General features: G+C 73.6%; 9 protein-coding genes. 4 read left to right on the top strand and 5 right to left on the bottom strand.

Annotated elements, in window-relative coordinates; translation table 11 throughout:
* Positions 1–11: 11 nt before the first annotated feature.
* From ACPPVX_RS16100 to ACPPVX_RS16090, 3 genes are all read right to left on the bottom strand, one after another.
* A complete protein-coding gene (locus ACPPVX_RS16100; RefSeq protein ID WP_426571590.1) occupies positions 12–686 on the bottom strand; it encodes a TlpA family protein disulfide reductase in 675 nt (224 codons plus the stop codon).
* Positions 683–1,240 carry a disulfide bond formation protein B gene (locus ACPPVX_RS16095; RefSeq protein WP_426571589.1) on the bottom strand — a complete coding sequence of 186 codons (558 nt, stop codon included), beginning with the start codon at positions 1,238–1,240 and terminating at the stop codon, positions 683–685. The genes ACPPVX_RS16100 and ACPPVX_RS16095 overlap by 4 nt, the downstream gene beginning before the upstream one ends.
* A gap of 100 nt (positions 1,241–1,340) precedes the next feature.
* The gene (locus tag ACPPVX_RS16090; RefSeq protein WP_426571588.1) at positions 1,341–3,839 is read right to left on the bottom strand and encodes a flippase-like domain-containing protein; all 2,499 of its coding nucleotides are present in this window, start codon (positions 3,837–3,839) and stop codon (positions 1,341–1,343) included.
* Positions 3,840–3,934: 95 nt separating this feature from the next.
* Between ACPPVX_RS16090 and ACPPVX_RS16085 the strand changes: the two genes are divergently transcribed.
* Positions 3,935–5,014, top strand: coding sequence for an isopenicillin N synthase family dioxygenase (locus tag ACPPVX_RS16085; protein WP_426571587.1), 1,080 nt, complete (start codon positions 3,935–3,937; stop codon positions 5,012–5,014).
* Positions 5,011–6,195 carry a serine hydrolase domain-containing protein gene (locus ACPPVX_RS16080; protein WP_426571586.1) on the top strand — a complete coding sequence of 395 codons (1,185 nt, stop codon included), beginning with the start codon at positions 5,011–5,013 and terminating at the stop codon, positions 6,193–6,195. Before ACPPVX_RS16085 ends, ACPPVX_RS16080 begins: the two co-directional genes overlap by 4 nt.
* 44 nt (positions 6,196–6,239) lie before the next feature.
* On the opposite strand, the gene ACPPVX_RS16075 is transcribed toward ACPPVX_RS16080, so the two are convergent.
* Both ACPPVX_RS16075 and ACPPVX_RS16070 read right to left on the bottom strand, forming a co-directional pair.
* Entirely contained in the window at positions 6,240–6,677 is a 438-nt protein-coding gene (locus ACPPVX_RS16075; RefSeq protein ID WP_426571585.1) for a VOC family protein, read from the bottom strand.
* A gap of 85 nt (positions 6,678–6,762) precedes the next feature.
* Complete coding sequence (locus ACPPVX_RS16070; protein ID WP_426571584.1) at positions 6,763–9,711, bottom strand: glycoside hydrolase family 2 TIM barrel-domain containing protein; 2,949 nt, start codon at positions 9,709–9,711, stop codon at positions 6,763–6,765.
* Between the two features lie 112 nt (positions 9,712–9,823).
* Here ACPPVX_RS16070 and ACPPVX_RS16065 point away from each other — a divergent pair, with 112 nt between their 5' ends.
* Both ACPPVX_RS16065 and ACPPVX_RS16060 read left to right on the top strand, forming a co-directional pair.
* A complete protein-coding gene (locus ACPPVX_RS16065; RefSeq protein ID WP_426571582.1) occupies positions 9,824–12,445 on the top strand; it encodes a LuxR C-terminal-related transcriptional regulator in 2,622 nt (873 codons plus the stop codon).
* Positions 12,446–12,620: 175 nt separating this feature from the next.
* Positions 12,621–14,621: a DUF4214 domain-containing protein gene (locus ACPPVX_RS16060; protein WP_426571581.1), complete on the top strand. Its 2,001-nt coding sequence runs from the start codon at positions 12,621–12,623 to the stop codon at positions 14,619–14,621.
* Positions 14,622–14,650: the final 29 nt, after the last annotated feature.

The following is a 14,650-nucleotide window of genomic DNA, read 5'->3' as shown; positions in this document are numbered from 1 at the left end:
GCCGAGGCCGATCAGGCCTGGCCGGTCTGGGCCGCCTTCACCGCCGCATCGAACTGGTCGGTGGTCAGCTCGCCGCTGGCCCGCATGACCACCTTGCCCTGGGCGTCGACGGCCACGAAGTACGGGAACGACGTGAGGCCGAAGTCGTTGGCCACCAGGCTGTCCTCGCCGTCGTCGAGCACCGGGGCCTTCCACCCCTCGCGCTCGAGCCACTCCTGGGGCGGGTAGTTGTCGGCGCCCGGGTGCACCGACGTGGACACGGTGGTGAGGGCCACGTCGTCGGGCATCGGGTGGTCGTCGAGGTGGGCCTTCAGCAGCGGGATCTCGCGCTGGCAGTGGGGGCACCAGTGGGCCACGAACAAGATGATCTGGGCCTTGCCGTTGGGGCCGATGGTGATGTCGTCGCCGTCGAAGGTCTTGCCCGTGGCCGTGGGGATGGTCTGGCCGACGGCCGGGTCGGGGTCGGCGTTGGCGTCGTAGGCCGGCAGGACCGGCGCCGAGCCCGGGTCGACCGACGTGGGCACCGAGACGGTGGTGGTGCTGGCGCCGCCGCCCGTGGCGGTGTCGTCACCGTCGCTGCTCCCGCCCCGGGAGGCGATGATGGCGACGAGGCCCAGGATCAAGACGACGGCGAGGACGCCGATCCAGATCACCGAGCCGTTGCGGGACTTCTCAGGGCTGGTCACGAGTGGTCCTCCGAAGGGACGGGACGGGCTGCGGCGAGCAGCACGAGGATGAGGGCGAAGCCCGACAGCGCCATGCCGGGGATGGTGAGGTAGCCGAACCGCTCGACCCACTTGATGGAGCACGGGTTGTTCGGGTCGCACGAGCTCGACGCCAGGTTGGGGTAGCGCTCGACCAGCAGGTGCCAGACCGACACGCACGCCCCGAGCCCGGCGAGGATGGCGCCCGTCAGCCGGATGCCGGTGTCTCGGCGGGCGGCGGCCACGCCCAGCACGACGACGAGCGGGTACATGGCGGTGCGCTGGTACCAGCACAGCTTGCACGGCGGGAAGTGGGCCACCTCCGACAGGTACAGGCTCCCGAGGGTGCACACCAGCGCCACGATGGCCGCCATGGTGAGGGCCTGCGGGCCGACCTCGGCCAGCACCTGGTCCTTGACCCGCGCCACCGCCGGCGAGACCAGCGACCCGAGCGCCAGCAGGACCGCCACGACCACCACGACCTGCGCCAACGTGGCCAGCAGGGCGAAGAACAAGGTGACGGTCTCGGTGCTCACGGCAGCCCGACGCTACCGGCCGGGTCCCGTTCGCCCCGGTCAGCGAGCCGCATCGGGCTCGGTGGCCCGCCCTGCCCTCACCCGATCCGGAGCGGTGGCGCTAGGCGATCACCGTGCGCTGGAGGCGGTGCAGCGCCAGCCAGCCGAACGGCACCGGCAGCCAGTAGGTCAGCAGCCGGAAGAGGAACACGGCGGACAGGGCGTCGGCCGGCGGGGCCCCCACACCGGTGAGCGCCGCGGTGAGCGCGGCTTCGACCGCACCGACGCCCCCGGGCGTGGGCGCCGCCGCCGCCACCGACGAGGCGGTCAGGTAGAGCAGCCCGAGCCGGGGCACCGACAGGTGGATGTCGACCGCGGCGCACGAGAGGGCGAAGGCGGCGACCACCGCGAACTTGCCGAGCAGGGTGGTGCCGAAGAGGGTGACGAACCGGGCCGGCTGGCGGCTGAGCTTCCGGAGCGTCTTCATCACCTGCTCCCCCGAGGTCTTGACCCGGCGCGCCACCTGCTTGCGCCCGAACGGGGTGAACCACACCAGGCCGCCCACCAGGGCGACCACCAGGAGCGCCACCGCCATGTCGTTGGCGCGGGGCAGCGAGAACTTCACGCCCGCGCTCGATCCGGCCCACGCCGCGAACGCCACCAGCACGACCACCTGGCAGATGCCGCTGGCCACGCTGGTGAGCCCGACGCCCGCGGCGGCGCCGCCCAGGTCGACGCCGCGCTTCTGGAGGTACCGGACCCGCAGCGCCATGCCGCCGCTGTTGGCAGGGGTGAACCGGTTGAGGAACGACTGGCCGAACATCACCTCCACCGCCTCCCAGAACGGGAGCGGCTTCGGGACCACCGCGAGGAGGGCGAACGCGCCGAGCACGAACGGCAGCGCCGACAGCACCACGAGCGGGGGCAGGTCGACCAGCGACACCTGCTGCATCGCCGTCCAGATGTCGGCCCAGTTCGAGGCGAACGAGAGCAGCGAGTAGGTGATGAAGACGCCACCGACGAGCGCCGCGACCTGGCGGGCCCCGACGCGCTCGATGTCGGCGAGCTCGTAGGGCGCGCCACCGGCCGCGTCCTGCATGCGGCCGCGCACGAGCGGCAGGATCCCCTTGTCGCCGGCGATCGCGTGCTGCACGTCCTCGGGCAGGGCCAGCCGCTGGACGAGCGGGAGGGCGCGGGCCAGGTCGTCGGGGCTGAGCACCCGCGCCGCCGCGTCGACCGCCCGCTCGGCCCCGACGATCGTGGCCAGGCTCACCGCGAGCATGGCCACGTCGGCGGCGAGGTGGTTGGCCGACGCCTGGTGCACCGCCCAGCGGAAGTCGATCACGGTGACGCGCTCCGGCGCAGGGTCGATGCCCGTGGGGTCGGCTTCGGTGAGCAGGAGGTGGCCGGCGCTGATCCACCGGTGGGCGATGCCCTGGTCGTGCAGGGCCGCCAGCTGGCCCCAGGCCAGGTCGAGCACCGAGTCGGTCACCTGCTCCAGCTCGCAGTCGTCGAGCGCGGTGGCGTCGAGCACCTCGAGGGCCAGCAGCCCGTCGCCGCCGGGCGTCTCGCCCACGGCGACGACATCGGCGACCTGCACCCCGTTGCGTCCGGCCAGCAGCCCGCTGAACGCCTCGTGGTTCACCAGCCGCGCCGGTGTCCACGCGGGGCGCTCGTCGTCGAGGTCCTTGACCCGGAGCATCCGCACCATCCGGTACAGCACGTCGGCCGACCGCTCGTCGCTGCCGAGGAGCTTGGTGAAGGCGCGCCGGCCGTCGGCGGAGGTGGCGGTGAACGTCTGCGCGTGCCACGCACCGACGTCGGTGGGCTCGATGGCGACCGCGGGGAACCCTGCCGAGCCGAGCGCGCCCAGGACCGCCCGGCGGGAAGCGGTGCGGCGCGGCGAGCCGAACGCGGCCAGGGCGGCCGAGCCCACCAGGGCCCCGACCGACACGGTGATGGCCAGGTTGAGCGGCACGGCCACGGCGGTGACCACCCGGCTCAGGACCCCGAACGCCAGCCCGCCGAGCGCGGCGCGCCGCCAGCCGCGCGACAGCACCGGGCCCATCACGATGATCACGGCCATGTACGCCGCGATGTAGGCGCCCGACGGGAAGGCGGCGCCGAACAGCCACGACGGGCGCTCGGTGACCAGCACCACCCGGTTGGGCACGATCTCGTCGACCCGGCGCTGCAGCGACGCCATCGCCACCGCGGCCACCAGGGCGGCGCCCACACCCATCGCGAGCAGGCGGCGGCTGCGCACCAGCACCGAGAGCATGGCGATGGGCACCGCGATGGCGAGCAGCTGGGTGACGCCGAGGAGCACGTCCTCGACCCACTTCGGGAGCTCGTTGACCAGGTTGACCAGGTCGACCGAGACCGACTTCACCTCGCTCGGGCTGCGCAACGCCATCGCCAGGAAGGCGATCAGGGCCAGGACCGACACCACCAGACGCGCGGTGTCGACCGGGTGGCGCCGCCACGCCGGTCCGGACCGGAGGTCGTCGTCGAGCTCCGCCTCGGTGGGGAGGATGGCGTCGATCAGCGCGGATGCCTCGTCGACGGCGCGCCCGGCCAGGCCGTCCGCCCCTCCCGCCGATCGACCGGTCGTCGTCACGCCCGAAGTCTGGCCCCGATCGCCACCCGGTGGGACCGCCCGCGGGGTTCGGACCCGGGTGGGGCCTCCGGGGGTCGGGTGGGCAGACTGGGCGGGTGCGAGAGCTGCCCGTGATCGATGTGTCGGCGCTGGTGGCCGGCAGGGGTGCCGCGGCGGTGGCGGCCGACGAGGCGGCGGCCGCCCAGGCGATGGACGGGGCGTGCCGGTCCTTCGGGTTCTTCCTGATCAGCGGGCACGGGGTCGATCCCGCGTCGCTCGCTCGGCTCGATGCGCTGGCCCGGGGGTTCTTCGCCCTCCCCGACGAGGAGAAGGCCGCCATCGCCATGGCCCACGGCGGCCGGGCGTGGCGGGGCTGGTTCCCCGAGGGCGGCGAGCTGACGTCGGGCCGGCCCGACCACAAGGAGGGCCTGTACTTCGGCGCCGAGCTCCCCGCCGACGACCCGCGGGTGCGGGCGGGCCTGCCGCTCCACGGCCCCAACCAGTTCCCCGCCAGCCCGGCCGAGCTGCGGGCCGCCGTGCTGGCCTGGATCGAGGCGATGACCGGGCTGGGCCACGCGCTCGTGCGGGGCCTCGCCATCGGGCTGGGGCTGGCGCCCGACTGGTTCGATCGCCACCTCACCGCCGACCCCACGGTCCTGTTCCGCATCTTCCGCTACCCGCCGCGACCGCCGGTCGACGACGGCTGGGGCGTGGCCGAGCACACCGACTACGGCCTGCTCACGGTGCTGGCTCACGACGGCACGCCCGGCCTCCAGGTCCGGGCCGACGGCGAGTGGATCGATGTCCCGGCCGTCGACGGCACGTTCGTCGTGAACCTCGGCGACATGCTCGAGCGCATGACCGGCGGCCGCTACCTGTCGACCCCGCACCGGGTCCGCCACGCGGCCGCCATCGGCGCCGACGGCTCGGCGACGGACCGGCTGTCGTTCCCGTTCTTCTTCGACCCGGGGTGGGACGCCGAGATCCTGCCGGTGCCCGAGGCGGCACTCGCCGACGATCGGGGCGAGGCCGGCACCGCGTCCACCGGGGACGAGCGCTGGGACGGCGCCTCGGTCCACGACTGGTCGGGCACCTACGGCGACTACCTCACCGCCAAGGTCGCCAAGGTGTTCCCCGCGCTCGGCGACGCCGTCCTCACCGGCCACGAGCCGACGGACGCCGGCTCCGAGCGATGACCGACCCGGGCGGGTCGGGCGACGCCGGCGACGGGGCGCCGACCCCGATCGACGGGTGGTGCGCACCGGGGTTCGAACCGGTCCGCGCCGCCTTCGCCGCCAACTTCGCCGAGCGCGGCGAGGTGGGCGCGGGTGTGCACGTGGTGGTCGACGGCGAGGTGGCGGTCGACCTCGTCGGCGGATGGCGGGACGAGGCCCGCACCCAGCCGTGGCAGCCCGACACGCTCGTCGGCATCTACTCCGTGGGGAAGGCGATCCTCAGCCTGCTCGCCCTGCAGCTCGTCGACGAGGGTCGGCTCGGACTCGACCAGCCGATCGCGGAGGTGTGGCCGGAGTTCGGCGCGGGCGGCAAGGGGACGGCGACGGTGGCGCACGCCCTGACCCACCGGGCCGGAGTCCCCGCCATCCGCGAGGTCCTCACCGACGACGACCTGTTCATCTGGGAGCGGATGACCGCGGCGGTGGCGGCCACCGACGCCTGGTACCGGCCCGGCGAGCGGCTGGTGTACCACACCAACACGTTCGGCCACCTCGTGGGCGAGCTGGTCCGCCGGGTCACCGGCGCCGCGCCCGGCGACCGCCTGCGGCGGGTGGCCGAGCCCCTCGGTGCCGATGTCTGGTTCGGGGTGCCGGTCGACCAGCAGCACCGGTGCGCCGAGGTGATCTGGGCCCCGCCGAAGCCGATCCCCGTGGTCACCTCGTTCGACGGGCTCGAGGGCGACCTGCTCCTGAACGTCCTCGCTCACCTCAACCCACCCGGGTACTCATCGGTCGGCGTGGCCAACACGGCGGCGTGGCGGTCGGCCCAGATCGGCTCCACCAGCGGGCAGGCCACGGCCGCCGGGATCGCCCGGATCTACGCCGGCCTGCTGCAGCCCGGCCGCCTCCTGTCCCCCGACCTGCTGGCCCACGCCACCACGCCGCGCGCCCACGGCTTCTGCCCGATCCTGGGCGAGGACGTCACCTACGGCCTGGGGTTCCAGCCCACCACGCCGAAGCGCCCGCTCGGTCCCAACCCCCGCACGTTCGGCCACTTCGGCACCGGCGGGTCGCTGGGCTTCGCCGACCCCGATGCCGGCGTGGCCTTCGGGTACGCCATGAACCACGTGGTCCCCCGGTGGCAGAGCAGCCGCAACCGCGCCCTCATGGACGCCGTCTACGAATCCATCGCCACCAGCTGAAGATGCCCACCCGATCTCAGGCCATGCGGATCGTGGCGCGGCGGTCAGACGCTGACGTCGCCGATGCGGACGTCGTCGACGGCAGCGAACGGTGCGTGGGGGTAGCGGTAGGTCTTGAACTCGAGGACGTTGCCCGACGGGTCGAGCGACTGGACCGAGTCGTGCTCGATGGGCTCGCCCGGGAAGCGGTGCGCCCGCGTGGTGGCGTCGGGTGCCAGGCGGTTGAGGCTGGCCTCGATCTGGTCGAGCACCTCGTAGCTGACCATCACGCCGAAGTGCCGGGGGTAGATGCCCGGCTGCGGCTCGATGGCCGGCACGCGGTGGGCCACGATCTGGTGGCCGAAGAACCCGATGATCGCGGCGTGCTCGTTCGTGCGCCCGATGCTGCACCCGAGGCCCTCGTAGAACACCACCGACTCGGCGATGTCGAGGCACGGGAACGCCAGGTGGAACGGCGGACGCTCGTCGGTGGGATCGGACATCGGTGCCTCCTCGATCGGCCAGCAGCTGCCACCAGCATGGCAGGCGGGATCGACGATCCCACGGGCCGGTGGCGGACGGGCGCGGTCAGCGAAGGCGGTAGGACCAGCGGTAGGTGCCGGGACCGACCTGGAACTCGGGGCGGACCTCGGGGCCGACGGCAGCGGAGCCGACGCCGCGGTGGGCGGCGTCGAGCCACACGTAGCAGTCGTCCCGGTCGGCTCGGGTCGGCAGGTCTTCGAGGTGATCGGCGTCGGCCACCTCCTCATCGGTCCAGCGCGACACGGTCACGTCGAGGCCGTCGCCACCAGCCTCGCCGGCGAGGCGGTCGATGGTGAGCAGCACCGTGCCGTCGTCGGCGAGGAACCGGAGCCAGCGGACGCCGGTCCGGTTGCCGCTCGCCTGCGGGTGCACGTACGGCACCGGCCACTCGTCGACCGGCGTGGTCCACCGCCCGACCCGGGTGCCGGCGCGGCGGTCCGAGTAGCCCTCGTGCGGGCCGTCGCCCAGCCACTCGACCCGGTCGATCCCCGAGCCCAAGCGCAGCCGCACGCCGACGCGGGCGATGTCGGCGAGCCCGTCGGGGACGACGACCGTGTGCGAGACGGCCCGGCCGTCGGAGCCGCCGACCGCATCGGTGACCAGGCTCGGCAGGTCGTCGCGGGTGGCGGCGTCGCGCAGGCCGAGGTGGGTCCACCGGGCGGCGTGCTTCCAGCCGATGGTCGGGCCGAACGTCTCGTTGTCGATCGGGGCCCGCCACAGCGAGATGGTCGGGTCGAGCTCATCGAGCGGACCGGCCGCCAGGACGCCGCCACCACCGCCACCGGCCGGCTCGTCGACCGGCGCATCGCTCGGACCGGAGCCACGACCCACCTCGACCTGCTCCCACGCGACCAGGTGGCCCGCCGCCGCCCAGGGCAGGTCGACGGTGGTGTGGAAGCCCACGGTGAGGTGGGCGACCTGGCCCGCACCGAGCACGGGCGCGAGGAACGGGACGGTGAGCGAGGTGGTGGCGCCGGCAGCCAGGTCGAGCGGAGGGAGCGACCCGGTCTGGGTCACCACGCCGTCGACCGCCAGCGTCCAGGTGGGCTCGAGCCACGAGAGCGCGGTGAAGTCGTGCTCGTTGTGCACTTCCAGCACACCGGCCGCGGGGTCGACCGCGCGGATCTGCACCGGCTGGATGACCTTCGCCAGCTCGTGCAGCGACGGGTGCGGGGTGCGGTCGGCGGCGACGAGGCCGTTCAGGCAGAACGGCCCGTCGTTGGGCGTGTCGCCGAAGTCGCCGCCGTAGGCCAGCCGCTCGGTGCCGTCGGGCAGCCGCTGGAGCAGCGCCTGGTCGACCCAGTCCCACACGAACCCGCCCTGCAGGCCGGGGTAGGTGCGGATGGCGTCCCAGTAGGCGTGGAGCGAGCCGCACGAGTTGTTCATGGCGTGGATGTACTCGCACATGATCAGCGGCCGGGTGGGCGGGGCGGCCGTGGCCCAGTGCACCAGGTCCTCGACCGACGGGTACATCGGCGCGATCACGTCGGACTCGGGCTTGGGGCGGGCCAGCAGCTCGGCCATGTCGGGGATCTCGCCGTCGGCGAAGCCGCCGAACAGGCCTTCGCCGATGCTGCCCTCGTACTGGATCGGCCGCCCCGGGTCGTACGCCCGCAGCCACTCGGCCGCGGCGCGCAGGGCCGGCGAGATGCCGCTCTCGTTGCCGAGCGACCAGCAGATGATCGACGGGTGGTCCTTGTCGCGCAGGGCCATCCGGGCCACGCGCTCGCCGATGGCGGCCGACCACCGCGGCTGCTTGCTGAGGCTGCGGAGGTACGCGTGGGTCTCGATGTTGGCCTCGTCGACCACGTACATGCCGAGGCGGTCGCACACGTCGTAGAGGTGCGGGTCGTTGGGGTAGTGCGAGGTGCGGACGGCGTTGATGCCGTGCTGCTTCATCGCCACGATGTCGGCCTCGATCGACGCCGCCGTCACGGCCTTGCCGCGTCGGGGATCGTGGTCGTGGCGGTTCACGCCCTTGATGAGGACGGCTCGACCGTTCACGAGCAGCTCGGCGCCGACCACCTCGACGCGGCGGAACCCGACCGTGATCGCCACCTGGTCGACCGGCTCGCCCTCGGCGTCCAGCAGGGTGACGGCGACCGGGTGCAGGTTCGGGGTCTCGGCGGTCCAGGGCGCCACGTCGGGGAGGTCGAACGCGAGGTCGACGTGGCGCCCGGCGAACATCATCCAGTTCTGCAGCGAGTCGGTGGGGTGCTCCCAGGTGACCGGGCCCTCGGCCACCTGGCCGTCGATCTCGGCGCGGACCCGCCAGCCGTCCGGTCCCGCCCCGGGGGCCTCGACCGCCACGCGCAGCACCAGGTGCCCCGCGCCGGCGGCCGGGTCGAGGTCGGCCACGGCGTGCAGGTCGGCGACCCGCACGGGTGGTGTGGCGTACAGCCGCACCGAGCGGTGCAGCCCGGCGTGGTACCAGTGGTCCTGGTCCTCCAGGTAGGTGGCGTCGGACCAGCGCACGACCGACAGGGCCAGCTCGAAGGTGCTCCCCGGGGTGACGACACCGGTCAGGTCGAACTCCTGCGGCAGGCGCGAGTCCTTGCCCATGCCGATGGGCGTCCCGTCGACGTGCACGTAGAGCACCGCCTCCGCCGCGCCCACGTGCAGCACGATCCGCTGCCCGGCCCACTCGGCCGGGACGGCGACCGTGCGGCGGTGCACGCCGGTCGGGTTCTCGTCGGGCACCGCCGGCGGCGGCCCGGGGAACGGCATGTCGATGTTCGTGTACTGCGGGCGGTCGAAGCCCTGCATCGTCCAGCACCCGGGCACGAGGATCTCGGCGAACCCGTGCGCCGGGTCCGCCGGGCCGGCCAGGTCGTCGTCGGTCACCAGCTCGGGCCGGGACCGGAGGACGAACGACCAGGCCCCGTCGAGCGAGACCTCACCGGGGCGGGGCAGGTGCGTGGCGGTGGTCTCGCGACCGAAGGCGATCATCTCGGGCCGGGCCCACGAGCGGGGACCGAAGGCAGACAGCGACATGGGTGCCAGGTCTACCTGCCCGGCTCGCGGCGCGAGGCCCGTTCGCTTGGGAACGGGGCGGCGGCCTGCGGGACTACCGTTCGGCGGAGGTTCCGACACGTTGGGCAGGGCGATGGCACAGGCGAGCAATCCGTGGCCGCTGGCCCGTCGAGCACCCGAGCTCGATGCGTTCACCACGGCGCTCATCGACCCCGGCACGAACGTGGTGGTGCTGTACGGACCGGCCGGCGTCGGCAAGTCGCGCCTGGCCGACGCGTGCCTCGACGCCGCCGAGGCCCAGGGCCGCCTCACCGCCCGGGTCATGGCCAGCAAGGCCGCCGCCCTCATGCCCCTCGGCGCCCTGGCACCGGTGCTCCCCCACGACCTGTCGTCGACGGCCACGGCCCGCGAGCTGTTCGAGCGGACCCGCGCCGAGTTCACCGCCATGGGTGGCGACGGGCGCCTGGTGCTGCTGGTCGACGACGCCCACCTGCTCGACACCTCGTCGGCCGTGCTGCTCACCCAGCTGATCGAGGCCGGCGCCGTGTTCGTGGTGGCCACCATCCGCGACGGCGAAGCCGTGCCCGACGCGGTGGCCGGGTGGTGGCGCAGCCAGCGAGCCGTCCGCATGGACCTCAAGGACCTGGACCGGCCGGCCACGGCCGAGGTGCTGCGCGGCGCGCTGGGCGGGGAGGTGGGCGCCGACACCGTGCGCCGCCTGCACCTGGCCAGCGGCGGCAACCCCCTGCTGCTGCGCGAGCTGGTGCTCCAGGCGCTCGATGCCGACCGGCTGCGCGACGACTCGGGCACCTGGCGCATCGCCGGCGCCATCCCGCCCAGCCGCCGGCTGACCGAGCTGTTCACCGCCCGGCTCACCGGCCTGCCCGACGCGTCGCGCCACGTGCTCGAGCAGCTGGCGCTGTGCGCGCCGCTGCGCCCGGCCGAGCTCACGGGCGAGGCGACGGCCCACGACCTGGAGGCGCTCGAGGAGGCCGGCCTGATCCGGGTGCTGCTCGACGACCACCGCCAGCACCTCGTGCTCGCCCACCCGCTCTACGGCGAGGCCCTGCGCGCCGACCTCCCGGTCCTGCGGCGCCGCGCCATCCTGCTGGCCGCCGCCGACCGGGTCGAGGAGCTGGGGGCCCGGCGGCGCGAGGACGCGCGCCGGGTGGCCACGTGGCGCCTCGATGCCGGCGGCACCCCCGACGCCGATCTGCTCCTCCAGGCCACGCGGGTGGCGCGCTACGCCCACGACTTCGCCGAGGTCGAGCGCCTCGGGGCGGTGCTCGACGCCTCGTCGCCGTCGGCCGAGGCCAGCGTGCTGCTGGGCGAGGCCCACTACGAGATGGGCCACTTCGACGCGGCCGAGGCGGTGCTCGCCGCCCCCGTCCCCCGCGACACGCCGATCGACCTGCTGATCCAGCGGGCCACCCTGCGCACCAAGAACTGCCAGTGGGGCCTGTGCGACTGGGAGGGCGCCATGCAGGTGGTGGCCGACGCGCTCGAGCAGGTGGGCATCGAGCACGGTGCCGACCTCGTGGCCGAGAAGGGCTCGGTGCTGCTGTTCTCCGGCCTGCCCCAGGCGGCGCTCGACGTGCTGGCCACGATCGATGCCCGCGTCCCGCGCACCCAGGTGCTGGTGGCCATCATCGAGGGGCCGGCGCTCGCCGCGGTGGGCCGGACCGCCGAGGCGGTCGACGTGTCCGCCCAGGGGTTCGCGGTGCACAGCGCCATGCCCGAGCCCCTGGCGCTCGCCCATCCCGGGACGCACATCGTCAACCAGACGTTCTCGTTGGTGGAGGCCGGGCGGCTCGACGAGGCCGAGGAGCTGGCGACGTTCGGCTACGAGGTGGCCGTCGGCGACAGCGTGCCGATCGCCCAGATCTGGTTCGCCCTCGTCCTGGCCAAGGCCGCGGGCTGCCGGGGCCGGATGGACGAGGCGTTCCGGTGGTACCAGGAGGGGGCGTCGACCGCCCGCCTCCACGGGTTCCGCGGCCCGCTCAGCGGCGCCCTGGCCGGGCAGGCCATGGCCGACGCCATGCTGGGCCGCGCCGCCGAGGCCGCCGCCGCCATCGACGAGTACCAGACGCTCCCGCGCTTCCCGTTCTTCGGGCACGACCACGCCATCGGCGTGGCCTGGTCGGCGTGGGCCAACGGCGAACCGGCCCGGGCCCGCGAGATCCTGCTGGCCGAGGCCGACGCCGCGGTCGTGGGCTCGAACGCCACCTCGGCGGCGTGGCTGTGGCACGACGCCGCCCGCCTCGGAGCCCGGGGCCTGGCGCCGCGCCTCGTCGAGCTGGCCGGGCGCTCCGACAGCCGGCTCATCGCCGCCCGCGCCGCCCACGTCGCCGCCCTCGACGCCGACGATGCCGCCGCCCTGGCCGCCGTCTCCGACGAGTTCGAGGCGTTCGGGGCGCTGCTGCTGGCCGCCGAGGCGGCATCGGCTGCGTCCGATGCGCACCGGCGCCAGGGCCAGCCGCGGCCGGGCGCGGCCCTGGCCAACCGGGCGGCGCTGCTGATGGAGCGCTGCCCCGGGGTGCGCAGCCCCGCCATCGCCCCCACCGAGGCCACCGTGCCGCTCACCACGCGCGAGCGCGAGATCGCCTCGCTGGCCGGTGACGGGCTCAGCAGCCAGGAGATCGCGGACCGGCTGTACCTCTCGATCCGCACCGTCGACAACCACCTCCAGAAGGCCTACGCCAAGCTCGGCGTCAACAAGCGCGACCAGCTCGCCGCCGCCATGGGCAAGGCCTGACCACCACCACGCCCGGACTGTTCGTGATCCTGGTCGCCCCGCCACCGACGTCACGAAGAGCTGCCCGGGGTCGGGGCGGTTGGGGCAGGTCGGGTGGGTGGTCAGGGGATCGCGCCCGGGGGAATGAGTAGTCACTACTCGTGACGGTTCCGAGGGTCGTCCGTACCTTCAGCCCATGCACACGAACCGCGCACCTCGCGCTCTCCGCGCCGCCGGGATCCTCACCCTGGCCGCCCTGACCGCCCCCCTGCTCGCCAGTTCGCCGGCGGGCGCCACCTCCAACACCAAGCCGCTCACCGGGCTCATCTCCGCGGCGCCGAACGGGAAGTCCGGCGCCGGCACCAGCACCGAGAGCGACGTCAACACGAACGGCCGGTTCGTCGCGTTCACCTCGACGGCGACCGACCTGGTCCCCGGCGACACGAACGGCGCCGCCGATGTCTTCGTCCGCGACACCCTCACCGAGACCACCACCCGGGTGAGCGTGGCCGGGACCAGCACCCAGGCCGACGGCAAGAGCGACCAGCCGTCGATCAGCTTCGACGGGCGCTTCGTGGCGTTCCGCTCCGATGCCTCGAACCTGGTCGCCGGCGACTCCAACGGGCTCGGCGACGTGTTCGTGCGAGACCTCAAGAACCACACGACGACCCGCGTCGACGTGGCGAGCGGCACCAAGGCGCAGGCCACCGGCGGCGCGTCGGCCCACCCGGTGGTGTCCAGCGACGGCCTGCTGATCGCCTTCGAGTCGACCGCCACCAACCTGTTCCCCGGCGACACCAACAACAAGAAGGACGTGTTCGTCCGCGACCAGGACGCCAACACCACCGAGATCGCCTCGGTCGCGAGCAACGAGGCGCTGCTGGTCGACGGGGCCGGCACGCCGTCGATGAGCGCCAACGGCCGCTACGTGGTGTTCACGTCGATGACCAACCAGGTGGGAACGTTCGCCGACAGCTACCCCGACGTGTTCCTCCGCGACCGCGCCGCCGGCACCACCGAGCGGGTCAGCCTGTCGAGCGACTCCAGCCACCCGAACGGCATCTCCGACGACGCCACGGTCAGCGACGACGGGCGCTACGTCGCCTTCCAGTCGACCGCCACCGACCTCACCATGTACCAGGACAACAACGCCCAGGCCGACGTGTTCGTGCGCGACCGGAACACCGCCGCCACCGACCTGGCGAGCCGCAGCACCACCGGCATCCCGGGCAGCATGAGCGGCAGCGCCCCGGCGATCAGCGCCAACGGGTCGAAGGTGGTGTTCGCCTCGGCCTCGCCCAACATCGTGAGCGGCGACACCAACGCCTCCACCGACGTCTTCAGCTGGGACCGGGCCACCGGCGTGCCCACCCGGGTGAGCGTCAGCACCACCGGCACCCAGCTCCCCCAGGCCAGCTCGATGGCGGCGGTCAGCGCGGACGGCCAGTCCGTCACGTTCGCCGGCTTCTCGACCAACGGCTACGCGGGCGACGCCAACAGCCTCTTCGACGTGTACGAGCGCAGCGCGATCCAGCTCGGACCGTGGAGCGACACCGGCCCCTTCCTCCAGCGCACGGCCAAGGACTTCACCGGCGCCGCCCTGTCGTCCGCTGCGCTGGCGGCGGCCAACGACAAGCTCCTCCACGGGACCACCAGCACGTCGTCGATCATCAACGGCTACGCCCACGGGACCTGGGACGACCAGCGGGGCCCGGTCATGCGCCTCTACTGGGCGTTCTTCAAGCGGATGCCCGACCTGAACGGCCTCGACTACTGGACGAACAAGCTCGGCCACGGCACGACCCTGAAGCAGATCGCCAACTCGTTCGCCAAGAGCTCCGAGTTCAAGACCAACTTCGGCACCGGCTCCGACACGGCCTTCGTGACGCTCGTCTACACGAACGTCCTGGAGCGCCAGCCCGACGCGCCCGGCCTGGCCCACTGGGTCGGCCAGCTGGCCAAGGGCGTGACCCGCGGCGAGATGATGGTCGGCTTCTCCGAGTCGTCGGAGGGGATCCGCAAGATGCGCGGCGAGGTCGACACCGTCCTGGTGATCCTCGGGATGCTCGGCCGGCTCCCCACCAGCGGCGAGTTCGTCGGCTACACCAACGCCCTCGAGCTCAGCGGCGGCCAGCCCACCGAGGTCCTCATCGTCAACCTCCTCGTGGGCGGGGAGTACTCCTCCGTCGTCCACTGACCCGAACGGGCGGGAGGCAGGGCGGGTCC

Source organism: Aquihabitans sp. McL0605, from assembly GCF_049993875.1.
Lineage (GTDB): Bacteria > Actinomycetota > Acidimicrobiia > Acidimicrobiales > Iamiaceae > Aquihabitans.
The sequence above is the reverse complement of the archived record's forward strand: the minus strand, read 5'-3'. Positions and strand labels throughout refer to the sequence as shown.